Raw genomic sequence first — 23,991 nt, forward strand, 5'->3', positions numbered from 1 at the left:
TGCAAGAACTGAACCTTATTTTTGGCTGATGCGGTTATTTTTAAATAAAGGAATTCCTTTATTTGTTCGTGTCTTTCCTTCTTTTTTCTTGCGTGGCCAGTGTATTTTCTTCTTCGGCATGTTTTCACCATCCATATAGTGTAGTCGCTGAATTGTAAAAACTATTAATTTAAGAAAAGCAAAGGACCGGACCCAAAGGCAATGAGAATGGACTTCGGGTCGGTCCTGATTTGTTTTAAACTTTATTGCGCTGCTTGTTGAATAACATCTGGTGCATCTGTGTGGTAAACCATTTTCCAAGATTCCAAAATGTTTTCCTTCGTTACATTTAATGAAGGTACTGCAACATATGGCGGTGCTTCTTTTCCAAGCAAGGAGTACCCTGATAAAATCGCTTCAGCAATCCCTTGGTCATATGGAAGCTGTGCACCAAGCCCTTTTACAATTCCGCCTTGTGCAATATCGAGAGCAACGTTTGTCCCAAGATCAATCGTTGTGATAACAAGGTCGTCTTTTCCTGCTGTACGGGCAGCGGAAAGCACTCCTTCAGCCGGTACATCCCATACCGCGAAGATCCCATCTAAATCATTATTTTTTGTCAACATAGCAGATGCGATTTTTTCACCTGTATTTGGATCTGTAATACCGCTGCGTGCAACGATTTCAATGTTTGGATATTTTTCTTTAATTGTTTTTTCAAATGCTTCCGTGCGCTGGCGTGTAACAAAGAAATCTGCATCATGATAAATCACGCCGATTTTCCCTTTTTCTTCAAGCTGGTCAGCCATAATTTCTGCTGCCTCTACACCGTTGCCATAGTTATCAGCAGAAACAACGCTAACATAATCTTTCCCTGCTACTAACCCTTGTGGTGCGTTATCCATGAAAACTAATTTTACACCTGCTGCTGCTGCTTTTTTGTACGCATCGGCTGTTGAAACAGGATCTACCGGAATACTTACGATAATATCTGGATCTTTTGCTAGTACTGTTTCAATATCAGACACTTGCTTTTCTGCTTTGAATTGTCCATCTGTTACCGCAATGACTTCGATTCCCATCCGTTTAAAAGCGGCTTTGAGTCCATCGATTTGTGCTTTAGACCAGTCATTGCCGGCATAATGCATAACGATGGCGGCTTTATATTTTCCTTCTTTTACTTTAGCGATCTCTTCCTCTGATAAATTCAATGTTTTTGCAGAAATCGCTCCTTCCCCATTCGGACCTTTACTTAAAATCTTCGTGCCACTTGGAATGTCTTCACTAATCGTTAAAGCGCCTGAATCTGGAAGCTCAGCTGCTTTTTGTTCTGTTTGGCCCTTATCAGAACTTGCGTTTTGGTTTCCACATCCTGCAAGAGCAAGAAAAGCACCTAAGAGCACTGTTATAAACAATAAAAACGATTTTTTCATATTAATCCCTCCATCTCCAAAGGTATAACCGCTTTCTTTTTCATTCGAAAGAGCAGCCACGGTCGTCTGTGGCATCACTCTTCCATTTAAAAAGAATTAATCAAGCTTTTTTAATTCTGCTTTCAAATATTCAATAGACGTTCTTGCGTACCAGTCGGGCTCAGCTTGGCGTGTATGGAAACCAACTTCCATTGATAAGTATCCATCGTAATTAATATCTTTTAGAGCCTTTAATACCGCCGGAAAATCACATCTGCCCTGTCCAGGCGGCAGCCGGTCGCTGTCAGCAATATGAACATGGTGAAGTTTATCTGCCATACGGTATACATAGTCGCTTGCCACTTCATTTCGGTAGAGAGCATGGAATGTATCAAACATCACTTTCACGTTTGATGCACCTGTTTGCTCACTTAGAATCAGTGCATCATCTGCTGTTTCAATTAAATTACTGTCAGCAGGCGTTGGTTCAACGACCATAGTCACGCCAAGTTCTTTTGCATAGTTTGCCACATCCCCTAAACCTTCAAGGCTGTAGTTCCATGCATCTTGCTGAGATGTTCCGTGAACGACCCAGCCGGCAATCCACATAACTGTCGAGCATTCCCATTCATGAGCAAGGCGAACCACTTCTTTATAATGATTGATTGTAAATTCTCTTTCTTCCCGTAGCGGAGAGCTTGGGTTCATTCCCGGTCCTCCTCCAGGTGCAGGAAGCATTGCTGCCACTTTTAAATTTCTTTGTTTTAAAAGCGTTGAAATCTCTTGTCTTCGTTCTTTTGATAAATAGTCAGGCCAGGCGTGCGGACTGGCACAGCCGATCTCGATTGCATCATAGCCGAATGATGACAGCCGGTTAATCACGTCATCCAGCGGATAAGAAGGAACCCACGCTGGAAAACCGCTGTAAGGCCACGTATTAAAGGCAATACCTTTCATCTTCTCTCGCCCCTTTTGATTTTATTCCCAAACAAATACGGCTTTTTCCGTTTTTCTTTCATCAAATAAACGGAAAGCGGTTTCTGCTTCTGTCAGTGGAAAAATATGTGTAACCAGCTTTTTAACAGGCAATTTCTTTTTCACGATAAAATCTGCAATTTCATCATATTCATGAATTGGGAAATACCACGAACCCATTACCGTAATTTGTTTGCGGATCAATTGTTCACTCGGTTTAATCGTTGTTTCCTTGCTTTCACCAATGAATGCTACACGCCCGTGAGGTCTAACACAGCTTAACGCATCGTTTTCTGCATAAGGACTTCCTGAACAGTCAATGGCCGCGTCTGCACCTTGGCCGTTTGTAATGCGGGCAATTTCTTCTAATACATTGGCGTCTTTTCCGTTAATCGTATAATCCGCGCCTAATTCTTTTGCCATTTCTAATCGCTCATCCAGCATATCGACCGCAATAACGGTTGCACCAAGGCCTTTTGCAATCATAACCCCGGCATTCCCCATCGGCCCGAGGCCGAACATTACGAGCGTATCTCTTCCGGAAATGTTTAAACGTTTTTGGGCATGGTACAATGTGCCGACAGCATCCGTTGAGACAGCTGCCGTTACAAAGTTCATATCATCTGGGAGTCTCATGCAGTTTTCAGCCGGCGCCACCATGTAATCCGCGTCTCCGCCGTGGGCATCAAAGCCAATACATTTAAATTCTTTACAGAACATTTTATAGCCGCTCTTACAGTGTGCACATTCACCACACCCAAGTGCTAGGTAAACAGCAACGCGATCACCCACTTTATGAGTTGTAACGCCATCTCCTACTTCTGTGATTATGCCAGCCGGTTCATGTCCCGGAATAATAGATGCTTTTTTATTGCCGTCGCCAAAAACCGATGTTCCATAATACAAGCTCATATCACTTCGGCAGATGGCTGATGCTTTTAATTGAATAAGTACTTCACCCAGGCCGGGTGTTGGAATATCAACCTGCTGGATTTCTACTTTTTTCTCACCTGGAAATATAACCGCTCGCATTGTCATCAATATCCCTCCACTTATGTTACGCCCACCACATCTCGCCGACAGGCTCTTTAAACATGACATCTTTTAATAATGAAATCGCTTTGCCTAGTCCTTCATCAACGGAGGCAAGCATATCTTCGTGTTCAATTGAAACAACATAATCATAACCAACCGCCCGCAGAGTACTCATAATATCTTTCCACATTTTTTCATTCTGCCCATAACCAACAGAACGGAAAGTCCACGCACGGTTTAAAATGTCGCTGTAGTGTTTTGTATCCAGAACACCATTTACATCAATATTCGCTTGGTCTAAATACGTATCTTTTGCATGGAAGTGGTAAATGGCATTTTCTTTTCCAAGCTTTTTCACCGCTTCTACCGGATTAATTCCCTGCCAGAGAAGATGGCTTGGATCAAAATTCGCACCGATTGCTTCTCCTGCATGCTCTCTCAGCTTCAGCAGCGTGTCCGGATTATACACAACAAAACCGGGATGCATTTCGAGTGCAATTTGATTAATCCCATGTGACTGTGCAAATTTCACTTCTTCTTTCCAGTATGGAATGACGACTTCAGTCCATTGCCAGTCCAGCATTTCCGCATACTCCGGCGGCCAGGAACACGTCACCCAGTTTGGGAATTTAGCTTCTGCATGATCACCTGGGCAGCCGGAAAAACCGTTTACAACCGGGATTTCCAGACGTTCTGCAAGCTTCACGGTTTTTTGCCAAACGGCGTGAGATTCTGCCGCGAATTTTTTGTTCGGGTGAAGCGGGTTTCCATGGCAGCTCAACCCGCTGATTGTCATTCCTCGGCTTTCTACGGCTTTTTTAAATGCCTTTATTTTCTCCGGGCTGCTTAAAAGTTCATCTGGATCACAGTGACTATTCCCAGGGTAATTTCCAGTTCCGAGCTCTACTGCTTCCACGCCCATTTCTTTCAGCTTATCCAGCATGCCCTCAAAAGGCAGCTGTTGATATAAAACGGTAAACACACCCAGCTTCACAATGAAACCTCCTTAATCGACTCTACTTTCATCCATTTTTGCTGTTCATGACTTTGCAGAATAGCATCGGTAATGCACATGGAGATGTGGCCATCTTCAAATGTAGCAAACGGTGTTTCGTCATGATTCGGATCTTTGCCTTCGCGGATAAAGCTGTAAAAATTCATCATCATATTTTTCATGGCATCCGGCCAGCCTTCATTATGGCCTCCGGGATGATGAATGAAAGCTTTTGCTTCCGGGGCAAATAACGATGGGTCCGCCATCAGCAGCTCATTTGGTTTGTCACGGTGGCCAATCCAAAGTTTCTCAGGTTCTTCCTGATTCCATTGAGCGGAGTGCTTGCTCCCATTCACTTCAAAACTTAACCGGTTTTTTCTGCCCGCGCTCACCTGGGAGACGGTGAAAACGCCTTTTGTTCCATCCTCAAAACGGATAAGTACTGAGGCATAATCTTCTGTATCGATCGGGATATCTTCGTATTCGGCTTCTGTTAAAGCTTGACCGCCAAATGTTTCTTGTGTGGAAGACGGTTTTTTTCTGACGGGAATGACTGTCGCTAAATCCGCAAACACTTCCACAATTTTTTTGCCTGTTACATATTGAACCGTGTCGCACCAATGAGAGCCAATATCTGCGACTGCACGTGATTTACCGCCGACCTCCGGAGCCAAACGCCAATTGAAGTCGGTTTCATACAAAAGCCAGTCCTGCAAGTAGCTCCCATGCACTAAATTGATTCTGCCAAGTTCTTCTTTCTTAATCATGATTGCCAGCTGCTTCACAATTGGGAATTGGCGGTAGTTGAAGCTCACACCATGAACAACACTGTGTTCTTTGGCAAGGGAAAGAAGTTCCGCCGATTCCACGCTGGACATGGCCAGCGGTTTTTCCGAAATAATATGTTTTCCTGCTAGAATAATCTCTTTATTGATTGAAAAGTGAAGCTGGTTTGGGGTGCAATTATGAACCACTTCAATCTCTTCGTCCTCCAGCATATCTCTATAATCGCCATACGCTTTTGGAATACCAAGCTCAGCCGCTTTTCGTTCTGCCGATTCCTGCCCATGCCCGGCAAGTGCCACAACATCTACAAAACCAAGTCTTCTAATCGCTTCAATATGAGTGGGACCAATAAAGCCGGTGCCAATCACGCCCACTTTTACTCTCTTCATTTGTGTCCCCCCTACTCGACAATTATCGTTTGATTGCTTTTTTACCGAATGCTACAGCCAAAATAATAATTAATCCTTTAATCATCATTTGCTGGCTGACATCCAAGCCCATAATGATCAGTCCATTGTTAATCGTTCCGATCATTAAGGAACCGATCACTGTGCCAATAACTGTTCCGACTCCGCCAAAAAGACTCGTTCCGCCGAGAATAACCGCGGCAATAACAGAAAGTTCGTCTCCTTCACCAAATGTGAAACGTCCTGCGTGCATGCGGCCTGCATAAAGCAGCCCGGCAAAGCCCGCCATAAAGCCGGAACCAAGGAAAACAAGAAGCTTAATACGCTGTGTTTTAACACCTGAGAATCTTGCGGCACTTTCATTTCCGCCTGTTGCAAGCGTTTGTCTTCCGAATGATGTTTTACGAAGTAAAAAGTGGGCAATAATGGTTGCTGCCACTGTCCAAACCAAAAGAATAGGAATTGGTCCGATATCACCTGATCCAAATACAAAGTTGAATGTTGCATCTACAATCGGCACTGGTGCCGTGTCTGTAATCCACATCGCAAGACCTGCGACGGTTCCCATCGTACCAAGTGTCACCAGGAAGGATGGAATCGCTAGTTTTGTTACTAATAAACCATTTACTAATCCAACAAGAAGGCCTGTTCCTAAACCAACCGCTACGCCGCCGATCATGCCAAATCCGGCTTGGATGGTTAATGCTGCTGTTAAAGAAGACAATGCGGCAATCGATCCGACAGACAGGTCAATTTCTCCTGTGCTGATAACAAATGTCATCGCAAGGCCCATTAAAGAAATCATCGCCGTTTGACGAATGATATTAAGCAGGTTGTCTGTTGTAACAAATCCCTGATCATGCAAAGTAACTGAGAAATAAATGATGACACCGATAAAAGCAAGATAAACAATGTAGTCCCGCCAATCGAATGTTTTCTTGCGCGAAACCGTATGGCTGCCCAGAGCAACTGTACCATTTAGATTAGAACCCTTGGATTGCATGTTGTAACTCCTCCTCTGTTTCAATTTCACGTCTTTGCATTTCTTTGATAATGCGCCCTTCATGCATGACCAATATACGGTCACTTAATGCGAGAAGCTCCGGAAGTTCTGAGGAAATGACCAGAACGGCTTTCCCGCTGTCTGCTAGTTCCCGAACTACATCAACAATTTCCGTTTTAGCTCCGATGTCCACCCCAATGGTTGGTTCATCAAGCATAAGCACCGCTGGATCATTTGCCAGCCATTTTGCCAAAACAATTTTCTGCTGATTGCCGCCGGATAATAGATTGGTTGTTTTATAAATATCGTCTGTTTTAATGTTTAGTTTTCTTACAAAGTCATTGGCCACTTTATTGGCTTTTTTATTATCAATAAAGAAACCTTTCTGCATTTTTGATAAGATCGGCAGGATAATGTTGTCTTTTACACTATGCTCTAGAACAAGACCTTGGACACGCCGGTCTTCCGGAATAAGAGCCAATCCTGCTTTAATAGCATCGGATGCATTTTTAACCGTTACAGGCTGGCCGTTTATAATAATATCGCCGCTGTCTTTCGGACCCGTTCCAAAGATAGCGCTTACCGTTTCAGTACGGCCGCTTCCCATCAATCCTGCGATGCCAACAATCTCACCCGGGTACAGGTTAAAATTCACATCCTGGACTTTTGAATCAAGTGATAAATTCTTTACTTCCAGTACAGGCGCAACGTCTTTTGCATACTCCCGTTCTTTCCATTCAAATGCTTTATCCATACCCGTTCCGACAATGTACTGAATAACCATATCAAGATCGATTTGTTTGCAGTCTTCAGTAGCGACATGTTTCCCGTCACGTAAAATGGTAATTCGGTCACAAACTTCAAGAATCTCATCCATACGATGTGAAATATAAATAATCGCATAGCCTTTTGATTTCAATTGATTAATAAAGGAAAATAATATTTTTGTTTCTTTTTTTGTTAAAGAAGCGGTTGGCTCGTCCATGACGAGAATTTTTGTTTCCTGTGATAATGCTTTTGCGATTTCGGTCATCTGCCAATACCCTACACCGAGATTACCGACAAGTTCGTTCGGATCAATGTCGACTTCTAGCTCTTGAAGCAAATTTCTCGTTTTTTCCACACACTCTTTATCATTTAGTAGTCCGATTGATGTTTTATCTTCTCTAGTAAGAAAAATATTTTGTGCTACTGTTAACGTAGGAATTAAGCTGAACTCCTGAAAAATCATAGATATATAATTTTTTCTTGCATCATCTGTATTGTTAATTTCAACGAGCTGGTCATCAATGTAAATTTCGCCTTGATCGGCTGTGTAAACACCTGTTAAAATTTTCATTAATGTCGATTTTCCGGCTCCGTTCCCGCCCATGAGCGCATGAACTTCACCCTTTTTAACAGAGAAATCAACTGAATTGAGTACCGTAATTCCATTAAACGCTTTTGAGATATTTTTCATCGAAAGCATCGGCTTTTCCAATCTCATTCACCTTCTTTATAACAGAGGCTGCGGCTGCAGCCTCCATTTATTTTTTCAAATTCCTTATTTTGAAAGATTCACCATTTCGCCTTGTTTCGAAAGATTCACCCATTCGCCTTTTTCCGCTGATTCCAGAATCGCATCTGAAATAACGGCGATTTGGTAGCCGTCTTCAAAGTCAGGTGAGACTTTTGTATCTTCCGCAATAGATTTCATAAAGTCATATGTTTCAATAATTTTCGTTTCACCGTAGCCGATTCCAAGTGCCGGGATTGGCCATAAGCCTTCTCCGTATGGATGAGCAGGACCTGTATACACGGTTCTGAAACCACGGCTGTCGCCCGGATCATCTGAGAAGCATACCTGCAGTTCATCGCGGCGCTCATAGTTAAAGACAAGAGACCCTTTTTCACCGTGAATTTCAAATGTCAGGAAGTTGTTGCGTCCCCACGCGTTGCGGGTTGCTTCAATGCTTCCAACAGCACCATTTTCAAATTTCACAAGTGTCATGAATTCATCATCTACATCAACCGCTGCTTTTGGTACATCTTCATCTGCTTTTACGGTACCAAGCTTATCAGCGCCCCCGCTTTGAATTGGGCGTTCGCCGATCCATGTTTTTGCGACAGCGTTTACATCGGAGATCTCACCGACAAGGTAGCGGGCAAAGTCAATCACGTGTGTTCCGATATCGCCAAGTGCACCGGAACCTGCACGGTCTTTTTGGAAGCGCCATGAAAGGGGTGAATTCGGATCAGCCGACCAGTCCTGCAGGTACGTGCCGCGGAAATTCAAAATCTCGCCCAGCTTGCCTTCTTCAATGTATTTTTTCGCCAGCGCAACCGCTGGTGTTCTGCGGTAGTTGAACGCAACCATGTGCTTTACGCCTGCTTCTTTTACGGCATCTAGCATGGTTTTTGCTTCCGCTGCATCACGCGCAAGCGGCTTTTCGGAAATAATATGCTTGCCCGCTTTAGCGGCAGCGATCGCAATTTCAGCATGAGAATCATTTGGCGTTACAATGTCGATAATATCGATTTCCGGATCTTCCACTACTTTTCTCCAGTCTGAAGAATAGTTGTCAAACCCAAGGCGTGCTGCTGCATCTTTTGCCAATTCGTCTGTTACATCTACTACCGTGTGACGGTGTGGAATTACTGGAGCCGGCCAGAAAAACATTGGCATCCCTGCATAAGCAAGTGCATGCGCTTTCCCCATAAATCCTCCGCCAATCATGCCTACATTAAGTTTTTTCATTTTTATTCCTCCATTGTTTGTGTAATTTATTGTTGAACTGCGCTTTGAATTAATTCGGGAACATCTTGGCGGTAAACAAGCTTCCAAGACTCTTCCAAGTTATCTTCTGTTACTTGTACAGCTGGTGTTGTTACATATGAGGGCGCTTTCTTACCAAGCAAAGCATACCCGCCTAAAATGGCTTCAGCGATTCCCTGGTCATATGGAAGCTGTGCGCCAAGTCCTTTTACTGTGCCTCCGGATGCCATTTCCAGCCCAACGTTTGTACCCAGGTCTGTGGTTGTGATGACAAGATCGTCTCTTCCTGCTGTACGTGCTGCTGAAACGACTCCTTCACCCGGCACGTCCCAGATCGCAAAGATCCCATCTAAATCATTGTGCTGGGTCAACATAGCCGACGCTACTTTTTCACCGTCGTTTGGACCTGTAATGCCTCCATGGGCGACGATTTCAATATCTGGGTATTTTTCTTTTATTGTTTCTTCAAAAGCGGTTTGGCGCTGCTTTGTTACAAAGAAATCTGCATCATGGAAAACGACGCCAATCTTGCCTTTGCCATCAAGTTCTTTCGCCATTACTTCCGCAGCCTCTACACCATTTCCGTAGTTATCGCCTGATACAATACTGACAAAATCCTTTCCTGGCTCTAACCCTTGGGCAGTACCATCCATGAAGACTAATTTGATGCCTGCGTCAGCTGCTTTTTTGTAAGCTGCTGCAGTCGACACAGGGTCTACTGGCACACTAACAATGATATCCGGTTTTTTCGCAGTAACTGTTTCAATATCAGAAACCTGCTTTTCTGCTTTAAATTGAGCATCTGTTACGGCAATGACTTCAATACCCATACGATCAAAGCTTGCTTTCAGCGCATCTGTCTGGGCAGTCATGTAGTCAGTGCCCGAATAATGCATGACAAGTGCTGCTGTGTAATTGCCTTCTTTTATCTTTGCAATATCTTCTTCCGTTAATTCCAGTGTTTTCGCTGAAACAGCTTTTTCTCCAAAAGGACCTTTCCCCATAATCTCTTTATCTTCAATTTCAGGATTAATGGTTAAAGAACCCGTTTTCGCTATTTCCACTGGTTTATTTGCTGGTTCTTCCTGTTTCGCAGCTTGCTGTCCCTGACATGCCGCAAGCAAAAGGCTGCCGCTCAATAACATAGATGTTAATAATGGAGCTTTTCTTTTCATCCCCAAGTCCCCTTTTTTCGTTTAGTTTGCCATTTGTGTTTTTTCAAATGACGCTAAGAAGCTTCGGCTTATTTCCGCCCCTTGCTTTGGTACCTCATAGCTGTCTAGCTCAACCGTAATCCAATCATCGTAACCGGCTTCATTTAGAATGCGGACCATTTCCTCAAACTTCTGATGGCCTTTTCCTAAAGGAAGAAACTCGCCATTCTCATAATCTTTAAAGTGAATGTATTTAATCCGGTCTGCATATTTACGAACAACTTCTACCGGATCACCGCCGCCTGCTTCAATATGAGCCGTATCAGGGCATAAATCGATAGTTGTATGCTGCATTAACTTATCTAATTGTTCAGGCGCTTCCACATTTGTTCCAAGGTGCGGGTGATACGTTGGGATCAACCCATGTTTTTCTGCAATCTCTTGTACCTTATTAAGTGCTGTCCCCAAATCTTCGTAATCGCTTTCTAGAATACCCGCCGAACGGACAGCTCCTCCGCCGATAACTAAATGACGAGCACTAAATTCAGCAGAAAGTGCAGCTACTTCTTCAATTTTTGTTAATTCTTCTTCCAAAATATCCGGGTAAATAAAGTTCCCGCCTGTATAAACACCAATCAAGGTTAGTTTGTATTTTGCAAGCAACGCTTTAAATTCTTCTTTATTGTCCTTATACTGCATCAGGTTTCCATCAAAAATTTCAAATCCTTTAAAGCCGGCTTCCGAAATGTCCTTTAAAGCTTCCTCGGTAGAGCCATTCGCTAGGTAATAAAGATCTTTTATTGAAGTGACTCCGGCAGGATGACCGACAACCCCGCCCCACGTATTTGTTTGGTATCCAAATTTCATTATTTTTCCCCCATTTGAATAGTTTATAAAAGTACATCAACGACTGCGAATGTGGCTCCACCACCTCCTTAAAATGAGCAGCTTGCGAATTTTAAAGAATCAATGGTAAACGTTTACATTCACTAAAAAAATTATCTGTAGTATAACTACTTACCTTTTCGTTAAAGCTTTTGCCATCAAAACTTCTAGTGAGGCTGTTTTATTCTGCCCGTAAACGTTTACATCATTTTTTAAAATTTGTCTTTCAATGTCTGCATTTATAGCATGAATCCCGAAGAACCAGCTTGTTTTCTAAAATGTACTGTGTTTTCTTCATTTCCTGCTTTGTCATGAGGCCTATTAAAAGTTCCATCGCTTTTGTGCCTATGTCAAAAGTCGGCTGTGAGATCGTTGTTAGTGCTGGCTTAAAGATGGCCGAAAACTTTATATTGTCAAAGCCAATAACCGATATGTCGTTCGGAACAGATAATCCTTTTCGTTCAATTGCATTAACAGCACCAAAGGCCATCTCATCGTTTGCCGCAAAAACTGCTGTAGGTGTGTGGCTGTACGCTAAAAGTTTGAGCATCATATTCAAGCCGCTTTTATAAGAAAAGTTGCCTTCCTGCACTAATTCGGGTTCAACCTTCAGATTATACTGTGCCATCGCCTGATAAAATCCCTTCAGCCTGTCTCTGCTCAGTACGCTATTCATGGGGCCTGAGATAAAGCCTATTCTCTTGTGCCCAAGATTAATCAGATACTCGGTTGCTTTTCTTGCACCGCTGACGTTGTCAATAGAAACTGTCGGAACATTAACGCCTTCCAAGTATTCGCATGCAAGAACGACCGGATACTCAGAGGCTATTTCTTCCACGATGTCCGCTTCAATTCCTGCTGTCAGCAAAATCATTCCTGCTGCCTTTTTTTGGCGAAGTATACTTAAGTATCCCTTCTCACGTTCAGCACTATTGTCTGCATCTCCAAGCAAAACCTGGTAACCGTTTTCAAGAGCTAAAAATTCTATCCCTCTCAGCACATCGGAAAAGAATGTATTCGTAATATCCGGGACAACTACTAGAATCGTTGTTGTTTCAGACATTCGTAGCTGGCGGGCGGCTGCATTAGGTTGATAATTTAAATCTTCGATGACTTCTAATACTTTTTTGATAGTCTCCTTCGCCACCGTTTCCGGTTTGCTTAACACCCTTGATACAGTAGCAATTGAAACATTTGCTTGTTTGGCTACCTCTTTAATTCCTGGCATTTTAGGATTCTCTTTTCTTTTTTGTCTCTTGTTATTTTGCTATAACCGCATTGTAAACGTATTCATTTTAAGTGTCTAACCGGTTTCAAACACAGTTTTCTTCCATTCGACAAGGCATTTTCCAGGTTTCAGACCTAAAAATGATTCGTTTAAACAAAAAAAGTATAAATTTTAAAAAATAAAAAAACTCAGCACCTTAGGCTGAGTTCCATAATTTCTTATGACATATATCTTTGCAATTCATCGATTTTATGCTTTGAAACCTTTGCTGACCGGTCATAATCTTTAAAATATGCTTTATATCCTTGACCCGCTGCTTCAATTTTTATTAAAAGCCTCATATTAATGATACAGGATCTATGAGACGCTATAAACCTGGAGTCAAGAGCTTCTTCTAAGCTTGCTAACGTTTCATTTGTTTCGAATTTATTATTTCTTGTATAAATGACGGATTTGCGATCCTCTCTCTCTATAAAGATAATTTCATCAAGCGGAATAAAAATGATATTTTTGTGCTGTTTAATCGTTAAATTCTTTTTAGCAGACGGCTCTTTACCAGCTTTTAGTTTACCGGCTTGTGCAGCCCTCTCTAACGCACTGTATAAACGATTTCGCTCAATTGGCTTTAAAATATAATCAACAGCTCTTACATTAAATGCCTCGAGTGCATAATCGTCATGGCCGGTAGTAAAAATAACCTGCAAGGATGGAAAAAGTTCTTTACATGCTTTAACTGCTTCCATACCATCCATTAAAGGCATTCCAATATCCACCAAAGCAATATCCGGTTTTTCTTTCGTCACATACTTGATTAATTCTTCACCGTTCGTTGCTTCTCCAACAATTTTATAATCAGGTAAACTGCCGATAAAATATCTTAACAGTTTTCTTGAGGCTGCGTCATCCTCAGCGATTAACACTTTCATCCGGTATTTCCCTCTTTCTTTACACTTCTTCTTGAGCTGCTGCTTTTTGAATGATGGCTGGCGCCTCCTTGTTATAAACGAGTTTCCAGGCGTCCAGAATATTTTCTTTTGTTACTCTTAAAGATGGGACAGCCACATAGGGCGGCGCATATTTTCCAATTAACGCATATCCTGCTAGAATGGCTTCAGCGACTCCCTGCTGGTATGGAAGCTGCGCACCCAGTCCCTTTATTAGACCGCCCTGGGCGATTTCCACTGCCACATTTAAGCCCAAATCGGCCGTTGTAATGACCAAATCATTTCTTCCTTCAGCATGAGCAGCTTTTAAGGCTCCTTCAGCTGGCACATCCCACACGACAAAGATACCATTCAAGTCCTGATGTTTTCCAATCATGGAAGCTGCTGCTTTTTGTCCATCATTCGGACCGTCAATGCCAATGCGGTCAACAATTCGAATTTTAGGATAAGCTTCTTGTATCGTTTTTTCAAATGCTTCTGTTCTTTGTTTGGTTGCAAAAAAATCCTCTTTATAATAAATAACGCCTATATTGCCTTTTCCACCTAATTTATCAGCCATAACATGAGCGGATTCAATACCATTTCCATAGTTGTCTGAGGATACAATACTAACATAATCTTTTCCATGCTGTAGATTCTTTGGTATATTATCCATGAATACCAGCTTTGTATTCGCCTGGGCTGCTTTTTTATATATGCTTTCCATTCGTGCCGGTTTTACAGGGATACTTATAAGTATATCCGGCCTTTGGGCTAAAATGGCTTCAATATCCGCCACTTGCTTTTCCCAGTCAAATTGGGCATCCGTTACCGCTATGATCTCAATCCCCATTTTTTCAAAAGTGGCTTTTACTCCTTCCACTTGGGACCTTGACCAATCGCTTCCGCCATAGTGCATGGCGATGGCTGCTTTGTAGTTCTTTTTCTTGATTTTCTTCAAATCTTCTAAAGATAACTGGAGTGTTTTTGCGGAGACAGCTTCTTCCCCGTAAGGTCCTGTGCTTAAAATGTTATGATCTGGGATATTTTGATAAATTGTTTTATTTAACGTTTCCTGCACGACTGTTAAAAACTCTTTTACATTTATGGGTTTTGTCACATAGTTATCAAACCCTTTAGCCAAGGCATATTGAATATCCACTGGCATCGCATTTGCACTGACTGCAATAACGGCAATATCCTTCGTTTGTTCATTCCTTTTTAGCCTGTCAAAAACTTCGTAACCATGAATATCGGGGAGATTAATATCAAGCAAAATTAAATCCACTTTTTTCTTCGCTGCGAGTTCTAATCCTTTTTTTCCAGTGGGGGCTGATAAGAGCGTAAAGGAAGGCTGCGATTCAATAATGTTACTTACTAAATGAAAATTGGCCTTATTATCTTCGATATAGAGCAAGCGGTAGTGCTCTGCTTTATCATTGCTTACAGTACGTGGTTCCACCTGCTCACCCCACCTGACAGCGGCTTTTAAATTAGTTGGAACGGGCAGACTAAAAGAAAAATCACTTCCTTTTCCTTTAGTGCTTGTCACACTAATATCCCCTCCCATTAAGTGTACAAGCTGTTTAACGAGAGACAAGCCGATGCCTGTTCCTGCTTCCTTTGTGCCTTCGATTCGATAGAACGGAACAAATATTTTAGTATATTCTTCTTTTGAAAGCCCTATACCTGTATCCACGATATGAACAACCTGCTCGCTCCCTTTTTGATAGCAATCAATATTTATTTTTCCGTAATCCTTGTTATACTTAATGGCATTATCCAGAAGGTTAAGGATTATTTGTTTAAGGCGAATTGGATCAGCAAGAACTAAGGTGTTTTGAAAGGGAGTTAATTGATTATGAATGCTTATGTTCTTTTTCTTTGCCAGCGGCTGAACAATATTGATGCATTCGTTCATAACGGTAAGAAGATTAACCTCATCTATTGAAATTTTCAAATTGCCTGTTTCGATTCTCGATAAATCCAATACTTCATTTACTAATTCTAGTAAATGTCTTCCTCCATTTAAAATTTCCTGAACAAAGTCTTGCTGCGTTTCGGTTAATCCCTCTTCCACTTCCAAAAGCTGAGCAAAGCCAAGAATGCCATTTAGCGGCGTACGGAGCTCATGGCTCATTTTAGACAGAAAGTCCGATTTAGCTACATTTGCTTTTTCAGCTTCTTCTTTTGCTTGAATAATCATTTTTTCCATTCTTTTGCTTTCAGTCACATCTTCAAAACCCCACAAATAACCATAATCTTCGTTTTCCTTATTAAGTGGAACACAGTTACACTGCAGTATGACAGTTTGATGGACTTCAATCTCTTTTGCTATGCTGTTCTGATTTCCGAGCTTTTCAGTTTCCAGCTCATTCATTTCTTCTTCAAAAAAGCTATGTAGGTCCGGAGCATGATGTCCAATGTATAAATCAATCTCGCCGTCTAACTTGAACATTTCATAAAACTTCTTGTTCATAAGCCTAATCTTTTTATTTCGATCTGTCACAATAATTCCGCTGTCCAGCCGATCAATCAAATTGCGCTGAAAAGCGTAAGAATCCATTAATTTTCTTTCTTGTTGTTTTTGAAATGTAATTTCGGATAGTGTCACAAGGGCAGAACGTTCATACTTACCCGGTAATGTAAGCGGGTTAGAATTAACAGAAAGCCACTTTGTTTCCTTGTTTTTATCTTTTACTCCTAATATAAAATCTTTAATAGGAGTGCCATTCCGCTGGGTAATGACCCCCGGCAGCTCTGAATAAGGAATCGTTGAGCCGTTTTCTTTTATGTACTCCTGATTTAATTCCTTCATAGAAGATTCTGTAAAATCACCTGTTTTAATCCTAAGCATTTTGTTTGCGCTTTCATTAAGCGTGATGATTTCTCCCCCTGTTTCAATCAGTACCGCTTCGGACATTGTCCCAAGAACCGTCCGATATAAATTTTCTTTTTGTCGGATCTCTTCTTCCATCTTTTTTCTTTTTGTGATGTCAATACACGTTCCGACTATTTCAACCACTTTCCCTTCTGAAACCAAAGGTCTTAAATATGTCACATACTGTATATCATTGTACACACCTTCGTATTTGACAAAACGGCCTTCCCACGCTTTTTCGTAATATGTAATTAATAAGTTTGCCATCTCAATGTCGTCTGGATACACTTCATATAATGTTTTTCCAATAAGCCCTTCTGGGTGAAAATTCATTTTATAAAGTAATTCGCCTTCAGAAAACGTATGGATAAACTTGTTATTTTTGCGTATAAACTTAAATATCATTCCCGTGTCCTGAAAGCCTTCCTCTGAAACATATCCCGAATCCTTCATTTGATTCTCTCCTCACTTGTTAAAAAACGAAATAAAAGTAAAAAAACCTTAACAGTAATTCTGGCATTGGCAAGGCTGAATGACAACCCTTTCCTTAAAAAACAATTTCTTATTGGCTTGTTTTAAACTAAATGAGATAAGGTTTTGAACGTTCTCCTTGGGCTGCAACATTGATTTCTTTTAATTCTCCTTCTTCAAGTAAAGATGTATCGATATTGTACTTACAGCTGTATAGAAAAAGTACATTATTATCTTTACGCTCAAATAAAGATGGAAAGGAGAATGCAAATGGCCAGTATTCGCAAGTATAAAAAAAGCGGTGAGAAAAAAGTGTATTATGAATTCCGCATTCGTTATAAAGACCCTATAACACATAAGTATAAAGAAAAATCAAAGAGAGGTTTTACGTCGGCAATTGAGGCTCAAATTGCTGCTGCAGAAGAAGAAAAAAGAATTTTGGAAGGCTTTGAAGTCAATGAAAAAGTATATACCCTGGAATCATTCTTAACAAACTGGCTGCTTGAGTACAAAAAAAGGTTCGGTCCGTAAAAACCGCTGCTCTATAATATCGCTCATGAAGCCGATACTAATTTCACTTTGTTCCCCGCTGAAAATACGGTCCATTAAAGCAGCATCCGTTATCGTCATTGTGACAACCAGCATGCCACCTTCCACCCGGCTGTCCGTGTGTGACATTCCTTTTGAATAGCGGCTAACGTTTTCAACCGTCACCGCTTCATTTGGATGCCCGTCTGTGACCGGTTTAGATCGAGCGGAGAAAATAGCTAAATCACTGAATACTTCATCCGGCAACTTTGCTTCATACTGAATCGCCCCGTCTTGCCTTTGATAAGGGAAAACCCCTGGCCGAGTAATAGGAGCTGTCACGGTTAAAAAGCCAGCTGAATCTTTTTTCAGCATGGAATCTGTAATCAGCATGCGGTCATAACGCTGTACCTTCACAATGTTCTCACCTCCTTTTAAGACAATAAAAAAAGACCAATTTCGGTCTCGAAGCATTTTTAACAGAAGTTTATTTGTTTTAAGAAAGGTTATTGGATATATTATATAATTTAGAAATATTTTATAGATTGCAATAATTTGAGTTTACTTATCAATACAGCGGACAGAAGGTGCCTCATATGGATCATAATAACAATGCTAGTAATCAGAATATTTCAAATAATAAAATCGAATATAAACATAATGTTCCAAGCGAGAAGGGATTCGTATTTAAATTTGTAAAGAAAGATAACAATTTTATTCATACATTTAGCGAAGGCTCTTTTCTAAAAAAGTTAGGTCTTTCTTCTTCATCTTTTGTTGGCAAGCCGTTATCTGATTTCTTTTCTGGAGATCAACTAAATGCTGCCTTCTATTGCTATGAAACAGCCTGGAACGGCAATATTATTAGCTTCGAAGGAAGTACAAATGGATTCTCTTATCTTACTACGTTAACTCCAATAACTATAAATTCCCAAGTCGTTGAAGTAATTGGCACAGTTTTCGAAATCACAGAGTTCCGAAAGAATGCCTTAAAAATTCAGGAACTAGAAAAACTTTCGTTAATTGGTGAATTAGCAGCTGGTGTTGCCCATGAAATTCGAAATCCTTTAACATCCATAACAGGTTTTGCTCAATTGATTGAGGAACTTTCAAATGACGAGACAATAAATATTTATTTGGAAGTAATGCTTACAGAACTAAATCGAATTAATACCATCGTCAATGAGTTTATGTTTATATCTAAACCTAAAGAAAATATGGATACTAGAGATACAGACATTAAGGTGTTAATCTCTCATGTTATAAAATTTATGAGCCCCCAAGCAACCCTTAGAGGGGTACGTCTTTCCGAATCTATTAGTTCCAATTCAACACTTATTGCTCATTGCGACCCCAACCAGATAATACAAGTTTTAATGAACCTGGTACAAAATGCGATTGAAGCAACGACCGATCCCGCACAGGAAATAGTGATTTCACTTAAAAATACAAATAAAAATAGCCTTTTAATAGAAGTTACTGATAAAGGGAGTGGTATCTCAAAAGAAAGACTAAAAAGATTATTTGAACCTTTCTATACAACAAAAGAAAAAGGGACAGGCTTAGGACTTATGATGTGTAGACGGATTATAGAAAACCATAACGGCACAATAAAGATTAACAGTCAACTTGGTGAAGGAACGACTGTCAGAATCACTTTACCTAAATCCTTTAATCATCAAAAACAGGATTAGCAGTACAACGGCAGTTATAATCAGTACCCGGCAATCCGGCAGCTGGAGGATTGGCGTATTCAAAAACCTGTCCTTCCAGCCCCTTATAAGAATCCCGGACCCACTCATCATTAGATGTTACCCATCTGAACTTTTCCACTCCCATTGCCTTATGTCGCTCAGCGGTCATCTGACCAAGAATGGAGCCGGTCTGATCTCGGGCAATAAACTTCGCACGATTTACTGACATTCCGGTGCGCCGCACTAGCTGATCGCGTATTTCTTTTTCACTGGTGCCATTCTTTACACCCTGATAGACAATGGATTCAATTTCAGGAAAGTATTCATCCCGTATCGTGCTGATATAGCTCACATTCTCCGCTATGGATGTTCTCATAAACTCATCAAGCCAAGGCTCAAACTGCGTTGGATCGATACCTTTCACGCGCCCTTGATCCTGCATGTTCTTTTTGTTAAAAACATTAATGCCGTTCACAAAGTTTGTAGCAGCATTTAGCACAGCATCAGCCGTAAAGATGCCGAGCGATAAACCTTTTATCACTTCAATAGCTTGTCTGATCACATCAAGCGGACCGTCTATTCTGTATGATTCATCATCAACCCGGTTTCGATAGTTTTTGATTTCCGGCTTAATACTTTCATCAAACACACTCAGCGTGACCTTTCCCAGTTCGTCTATGAGCCTCTTAATGATTCGGTAATATGAAACTGCTACAGCATCAGGAAAACGCGTGGGTGGCATTTTCCTAGCCATTTTGATGACTTCCTTTCCAAGCCCTCATAAACTTCTTTAGCCATGCGCTCATAATCTATAGAATCACCGCTCATTTTTAGTTCTTCTGTCAAACCAAACTGCCCAAAGCGTGCTTCTCTTACTTCATCTGCTGTATGAACACCGTTAACGATGTAGATCGCATCCGTTTCAGCGGTTAGCTTCCTGATCTCTGCATCTGTTTTTGCATCAACAGACCAAAGTGGATTGAACTTGATTTCCCACTCCAGTGAGTCCGGATCCACACGGCCGCCTGGTTCATCCTCTGCCCATAAAATCATACGAATGAGCCTTCCGAGCAACGGCTTCATTTCATTTTCCTGATGAGCAGCAATGCGAGAATAATAGTTCATTACATCGTATTGTGCGCCTGCTATTGTGCCAGCTTCCTGCCCTTTAATAACTGTCTTGGGCATGCGAGCGGCACCAGCTATATAATCCCAAACGAAATCAAGCAGGTCTTTCATGCCGACTGTACTGGTAGATTCTTTTTTCAGCTCTTCATGATCCGCAATAATAGCAAGCGCCTCAGTCCGGAACATGAAGTCCATGAGCATGCCTAGCTCCCGCCTGTCTTCTTTCTTCAGACTGGCGACATCTTTGGATTTGTACACTTTGAAGGTATAGTCATAAAGAATCTGGCCAACGGACCATAAAGAAGTATCAAGCACTTTAATAACGTCATAAAGCGGCTCAAGCAATGACTGGCCTCTTTCATCATCCTCAAGCCGCCTCGTTTGATCGTGAAGAAAGCGGGATAAGTGGACAAGAGTATCTTCTAATTGCGGCACTACGATTCCTGAATTGCTGGAGCGACGACGGATTTTAAAACGCTCCACCTGACCATATTTCGGACTAAACATATCCTCGTTTGTTAAGAAACTGATCACCTTCATGCTCGAAAAAGCATGGAGATAATCGATTCTTTTTATTGTTTCTTCTTTCAGCTCAGCAGCAAGATTAATCGGGGTCTTCTGAGTCACCCCTAAAGAAATAAATCCATCACCACGCAGCCGTTCATGCTGCCGCATTTTTTTGAAGGCTTCTTTTGCATTCAGATCAGCAAGCCGGCTCATAATGTCTTTGCCCAGCTTGTCATTGTCCATGCGTAACATGAACCAGCTGCGTGTCATGTCTTCAGCGGGTATATCGATAATGTTTTGAACGATCCGATTACTGGCATAAAGGTTTGTGATGTCTTCATCAGTTAATTTTTGACGCAGGCTCGGACGCTGCCGGACCAACATGTCTTTCTGGCTTCCTTTACCGTGACCAACCATAAAATCATTTCTCATTTGGTTCACTTGCTGTCTAGCCGCATCGAGTGTGTTCATCTATTCACCTCCCCAGTAACTGTTTATACCGCTCAAGTGGATTCTTCAGATCTGCGACTTCATAGCCATCAAGGCCGTACCAGATTGCTGAAAATGTATGCGGATCAACATTAAACTCATCTGGAATGATTTCATCTAACTTGTTCTTTTTGTAAGTGAGCGTCTTTAATTCGGCAATCACGTTAGGACACTGATCAGAGCAAATGATTTTCTTGAAACGCTTGACCTTTTTCGTGTTAGCCAGGCGGGAACCTTGAAACTTTTCAGCTCCTCGAATGTTAAAGCCTTGCTGTCGGAAAAACTCAATGGCCTTTGGCTCTGCTGAGTCCGCAATGATGAGCTCACGGGTTTCTTTAAATTCAATGATGTCCTCTGCTGTCTGAGGATCCGTCATTTTGTTTTTGTAGTACTCCCAGGAGAGATAAAGGATTTTTCTTCTATCATCTACAGCCATTCGAACGATAGCGTTATAAGAATCTTCGAATCCAAAGTCCATGCCTACCCGTTTATCAATTTTTACCGTTCTCCGTATAGCCTCCATCACTTCATTGTGTGGCTGCACTTCAAACTGAGGCAGCACCTTCACGCCGTTCACGCCAAAACGGCCTTTCCGAGCAATACGGTAAAGGTCTGGATCATAGTCTTTTAATTCATCCAACTGAGCAATGTAGCTTTCAGGTAGAAAAAAGTTATCGTCAGCGGTTGAATGGTGATAGTAAGTATCATTCGTGATGACTGTCCGTTTTTCGTAAAGATCCGCGTCATCCAATACGAGGCGGTTGTTTTGTTCATCCTTGAAAAAATGCTTAAAGGACCAGTTATCCTCCCCGATTGGATTAGTTGATAAGATCATGTGCAGCTTTAATGTTGGATGCCGGAGACGTCCGAGCAATTCCTTAAAGCCTGAATACTTAATTTCTGAACACTCTTCCAGCCAGACAAGTGAGATGTTATTGATCGACTTTAATTTAGCTGGCTTGTCCATCCCTTTAAAAATGATCTTGCTCCCATTCGGGAAGCGGATTTGCATAGGAGATGTCATGCATTTAATGCGGCCATCAAGCCCTAGATCAATGACCAGCTCCTCGAGTAAAGAGTAAGTCGAATCGCGGTGTGTATCGTATACCTCACGCACAACAAGGGCGGTTCGTTTTTCTGCCAACAGCTTCAGAATGATTTTTAATGCAACGTGATAGCTTTTACCTGATCCATAGCCGCCAACAAGAAACTGAAATTTAGTGGACCATTCAAAAAGAAAATCGTCAAAGTGTGGGCTTACTTCTTTTTCAACTACTGTCATGCACCCTCACCTTTTCTTTTGATGACAATTTCAATTGGTCCATCATCGTTATTATTACTCAGCTTCTCGACCTCGGCTTTAGACTTAGCAATAGCGGCTTGCATACCTTCAAGCTTTAAGCGGTGCTCATCATGAACATACGCCAACTTGTCAAATTGCTTGATCAGAGAGCGGAGCTCGGCCATCGCTCGAGACTGGGCGTTAAGAAAGGTTGCCTGTCGATCCCAAGCGAATTGAAACTCCCATTCCTGCTTTTCTGATATTGAATCTTCATCCGAGTAAGTTTCAGTCTTCTTGATCTCTTTGATCATTTCATCCTTATCTTCAACCCACATAATCTGTTGAGAGCGAATGATTGCGGCAAATTGGATCTGTATCTGCTGCCAGATTAAATCAGCGGCGGAAAGCTCGGTCATCGCACCCATGACCTCTTGCGTTTCGGAAACTTAGTAGCAGGCTTTGGATTTCCTTTGTTGCCTGGTTGTCCGCCCTGCTTTTTGGGGGTTGCATCCTTCTGTTTAATGGGTGCAACCTTTTCGCTTTTGATTGCATCCTTTTTGGTTGGATCTCGTGACCATCCTTCACGGCTTTTCCGGCTTTTTAAGGTACCGAGTTTTATGTCATACTTTTCCGCTAATGCAGCAAGTGTGATCTTGGTTGTTTCCCATTCTGATCTGATATCTTCCCAGTTCGCCACTTCACATCACCACCACCTCCGAGAATTTAATGGGCAAAGAAAAAAGCACCGTTGTGGGTGCTAATAGAAAATGAAGCTACATTCATGTCATACTTATAACTTTTAATTTCTTTTTACTTATGTATAACTTTTTGCTTAATGCTTCTTCAACTAGCTTCCTTACGCCGCCAGCTAAATCCGGATTTATTTCTACTTGTTCATATTTTTGTAGACCTTCCAGCATCCCATTAGAGTCTAAGCAATAATAACTAACTTTTATTTTCAATTCATCATCTCCTTACACCTTACATTCGATTAAAGGAGATAAATTCCTTCCTTGCTCCTACTTGGTTTAGTGATATGATTGTCCAAGCGAGGTGAACATCATGGAAACAAAGCAAGAAATCGATTTAAGCATTATTTATAACATCCGAGAATTCCCGGACATCAAAAGCGGTCGTTGTGATAATTGTGACAATGCCCAGTTTAAAAGCTCCATCAAAAATATGATATTCCTTCGTGAATGCCGTAAGTGTGGCATGAAGAAGATTGTTTAACCCTGTTGCTAGCAGGGTTTTTATTATTGGCGTATTGTTTGGTACACCCATATTGAAATTAATAGAATAGGCAGCACAGCCCAAGGTAAAACCGAAAGCAAAAATTCAATATATTATTAGTTCCTAGATTTACTTCAAAGTACACGATTACTAAACCTCGTTTTTTCTTTCACCATACATCACCAATGAACTTGTAAGCTACTTTCTATCTAACTTTTCTGCCTAATTCGACCATTCACGCG

Annotated in this window: 21 protein-coding genes and 1 pseudogene; 3 read left to right on the top strand and 19 right to left on the bottom strand. The window is 41.4% G+C overall.

Features of this window, described 5'->3' with window-relative positions; genetic code table 11:
* Nucleotides 1–242: 242 nt before the first annotated feature.
* The 13 genes from RRU94_RS18955 to RRU94_RS19015 all read right to left on the bottom strand — a co-directional run bounded on the left by RRU94_RS18955 (nt 243) and on the right by RRU94_RS19015 (nt 16,870).
* Nucleotides 243–1,487 (bottom strand): substrate-binding domain-containing protein, encoded by a 1,245-nt coding sequence (locus RRU94_RS18955; protein ID WP_410492985.1) that lies wholly within the window; start codon nt 1,485–1,487, stop codon nt 243–245.
* Between the two features lie 21 nt (nt 1,488–1,508).
* Nucleotides 1,509–2,348, bottom strand: a complete 840-nt coding sequence (locus RRU94_RS18960) for a sugar phosphate isomerase/epimerase family protein (protein WP_315692410.1) — start codon at nt 2,346–2,348, stop codon at nt 1,509–1,511.
* Between the two features lie 21 nt (nt 2,349–2,369).
* The gene (locus RRU94_RS18965) at nt 2,370–3,404 is read right to left on the bottom strand and encodes a zinc-dependent alcohol dehydrogenase family protein (protein WP_315692411.1); all 1,035 of its coding nucleotides are present in this window, start codon (nt 3,402–3,404) and stop codon (nt 2,370–2,372) included.
* A gap of 19 nt (nt 3,405–3,423) precedes the next feature.
* Nucleotides 3,424–4,395 carry a sugar phosphate isomerase/epimerase family protein gene (locus tag RRU94_RS18970; protein WP_315692412.1) on the bottom strand — a complete coding sequence of 324 codons (972 nt, stop codon included), beginning with the start codon at nt 4,393–4,395 and terminating at the stop codon, nt 3,424–3,426.
* On the bottom strand, nt 4,392–5,570 hold the full coding sequence (locus tag RRU94_RS18975; protein ID WP_315692413.1) for a Gfo/Idh/MocA family protein: 1,179 nt from the start codon (nt 5,568–5,570) through the stop codon (nt 4,392–4,394). The genes RRU94_RS18970 and RRU94_RS18975 overlap by 4 nt, the downstream gene beginning before the upstream one ends.
* A 22-nt stretch (nt 5,571–5,592) precedes the next feature.
* Nucleotides 5,593–6,591, bottom strand: a complete 999-nt coding sequence (locus tag RRU94_RS18980; RefSeq protein WP_315692414.1) for an ABC transporter permease — start codon at nt 6,589–6,591, stop codon at nt 5,593–5,595.
* Nucleotides 6,572–8,071 (bottom strand): sugar ABC transporter ATP-binding protein, encoded by a 1,500-nt coding sequence (locus RRU94_RS18985; RefSeq protein ID WP_315692415.1) that lies wholly within the window; start codon nt 8,069–8,071, stop codon nt 6,572–6,574. The genes RRU94_RS18980 and RRU94_RS18985 overlap by 20 nt, the downstream gene beginning before the upstream one ends.
* Nucleotides 8,072–8,134: 63 nt before the next feature.
* The gene (locus RRU94_RS18990) at nt 8,135–9,328 is read right to left on the bottom strand and encodes a levoglucosan dehydrogenase (protein ID WP_315692416.1); all 1,194 of its coding nucleotides are present in this window, start codon (nt 9,326–9,328) and stop codon (nt 8,135–8,137) included.
* Nucleotides 9,329–9,354: 26 nt separating this feature from the next.
* On the bottom strand, nt 9,355–10,521 hold the full coding sequence (locus tag RRU94_RS18995) for a substrate-binding domain-containing protein (RefSeq protein WP_315692418.1): 1,167 nt from the start codon (nt 10,519–10,521) through the stop codon (nt 9,355–9,357).
* A 21-nt stretch (nt 10,522–10,542) separates the two neighbouring features.
* A complete protein-coding gene (locus RRU94_RS19000; RefSeq protein WP_315692419.1) occupies nt 10,543–11,367 on the bottom strand; it encodes a sugar phosphate isomerase/epimerase family protein in 825 nt (274 codons plus the stop codon).
* Between the two features lie 244 nt (nt 11,368–11,611).
* On the bottom strand, nt 11,612–12,613 hold the full coding sequence (locus RRU94_RS19005) for a LacI family DNA-binding transcriptional regulator (RefSeq protein ID WP_315692420.1): 1,002 nt from the start codon (nt 12,611–12,613) through the stop codon (nt 11,612–11,614).
* 218 nt (nt 12,614–12,831) lie between these two features.
* Nucleotides 12,832–13,539, bottom strand: a complete 708-nt coding sequence (locus tag RRU94_RS19010; RefSeq protein WP_315692421.1) for a LytR/AlgR family response regulator transcription factor — start codon at nt 13,537–13,539, stop codon at nt 12,832–12,834.
* Between the two features lie 19 nt (nt 13,540–13,558).
* Nucleotides 13,559–16,870, bottom strand: coding sequence for a substrate-binding domain-containing protein (locus RRU94_RS19015; RefSeq protein WP_315692422.1), 3,312 nt, complete (start codon nt 16,868–16,870; stop codon nt 13,559–13,561).
* Between the two features lie 288 nt (nt 16,871–17,158).
* On the opposite strand from RRU94_RS19015, the gene RRU94_RS19020 reads away from it, so the two are divergent.
* Nucleotides 17,159–17,419 (top strand): Arm DNA-binding domain-containing protein, encoded by a 261-nt coding sequence (locus RRU94_RS19020; RefSeq protein ID WP_315692423.1) that lies wholly within the window; start codon nt 17,159–17,161, stop codon nt 17,417–17,419.
* On the opposite strand, the gene RRU94_RS19025 is transcribed toward RRU94_RS19020, so the two are convergent.
* Complete coding sequence (locus RRU94_RS19025) at nt 17,375–17,833, bottom strand: DUF2213 domain-containing protein (RefSeq protein WP_315692424.1); 459 nt, start codon at nt 17,831–17,833, stop codon at nt 17,375–17,377. The two genes, RRU94_RS19020 and RRU94_RS19025, sit on opposite strands and share 45 nt — an antisense overlap.
* A gap of 179 nt (nt 17,834–18,012) precedes the next feature.
* On the opposite strand from RRU94_RS19025, the gene RRU94_RS19030 reads away from it, so the two are divergent.
* Complete coding sequence (locus tag RRU94_RS19030; RefSeq protein WP_315692425.1) at nt 18,013–19,110, top strand: ATP-binding protein; 1,098 nt, start codon at nt 18,013–18,015, stop codon at nt 19,108–19,110.
* On the opposite strand, the gene RRU94_RS19035 is transcribed toward RRU94_RS19030, so the two are convergent.
* The 5 genes and pseudogenes from RRU94_RS19035 to RRU94_RS19055 form a co-directional block, all read right to left on the bottom strand.
* On the bottom strand, nt 19,088–19,864 hold the full coding sequence (locus RRU94_RS19035) for a phage head morphogenesis protein (protein ID WP_315692427.1): 777 nt from the start codon (nt 19,862–19,864) through the stop codon (nt 19,088–19,090). The two genes, RRU94_RS19030 and RRU94_RS19035, sit on opposite strands and share 23 nt — an antisense overlap.
* Entirely contained in the window at nt 19,822–21,216 is a 1,395-nt protein-coding gene (locus tag RRU94_RS19040) for an anti-CBASS protein Acb1 family protein (protein ID WP_315692429.1), read from the bottom strand. Before RRU94_RS19040 ends, RRU94_RS19035 begins: the two co-directional genes overlap by 43 nt.
* 4 nt (nt 21,217–21,220) lie before the next feature.
* On the bottom strand, nt 21,221–22,516 hold the full coding sequence (locus RRU94_RS19045) for a PBSX family phage terminase large subunit (protein WP_315692430.1): 1,296 nt from the start codon (nt 22,514–22,516) through the stop codon (nt 21,221–21,223).
* Nucleotides 22,513–23,213, bottom strand: a pseudogene (locus RRU94_RS19050) (hypothetical protein). The gene RRU94_RS19045 and the pseudogene RRU94_RS19050 overlap by 4 nt, the downstream one beginning before the upstream one ends.
* Nucleotides 23,214–23,295: 82 nt before the next feature.
* Nucleotides 23,296–23,478 (bottom strand): hypothetical protein, encoded by a 183-nt coding sequence (locus tag RRU94_RS19055; protein WP_315692431.1) that lies wholly within the window; start codon nt 23,476–23,478, stop codon nt 23,296–23,298.
* Between the two features lie 100 nt (nt 23,479–23,578).
* Between RRU94_RS19055 and RRU94_RS19060 the strand changes: the two genes are divergently transcribed.
* Nucleotides 23,579–23,749 carry a DUF8096 family protein gene (locus RRU94_RS19060; RefSeq protein WP_315692432.1) on the top strand — a complete coding sequence of 57 codons (171 nt, stop codon included), beginning with the start codon at nt 23,579–23,581 and terminating at the stop codon, nt 23,747–23,749.
* The last annotated feature ends 242 nt before the right edge of the window (nt 23,750–23,991 follow it).

The sequence above is a fragment of the Domibacillus sp. DTU_2020_1001157_1_SI_ALB_TIR_016 genome (assembly GCF_032341995.1).
GTDB lineage: Bacteria > Bacillota > Bacilli > Bacillales > Domibacillaceae > Domibacillus > Domibacillus indicus_A.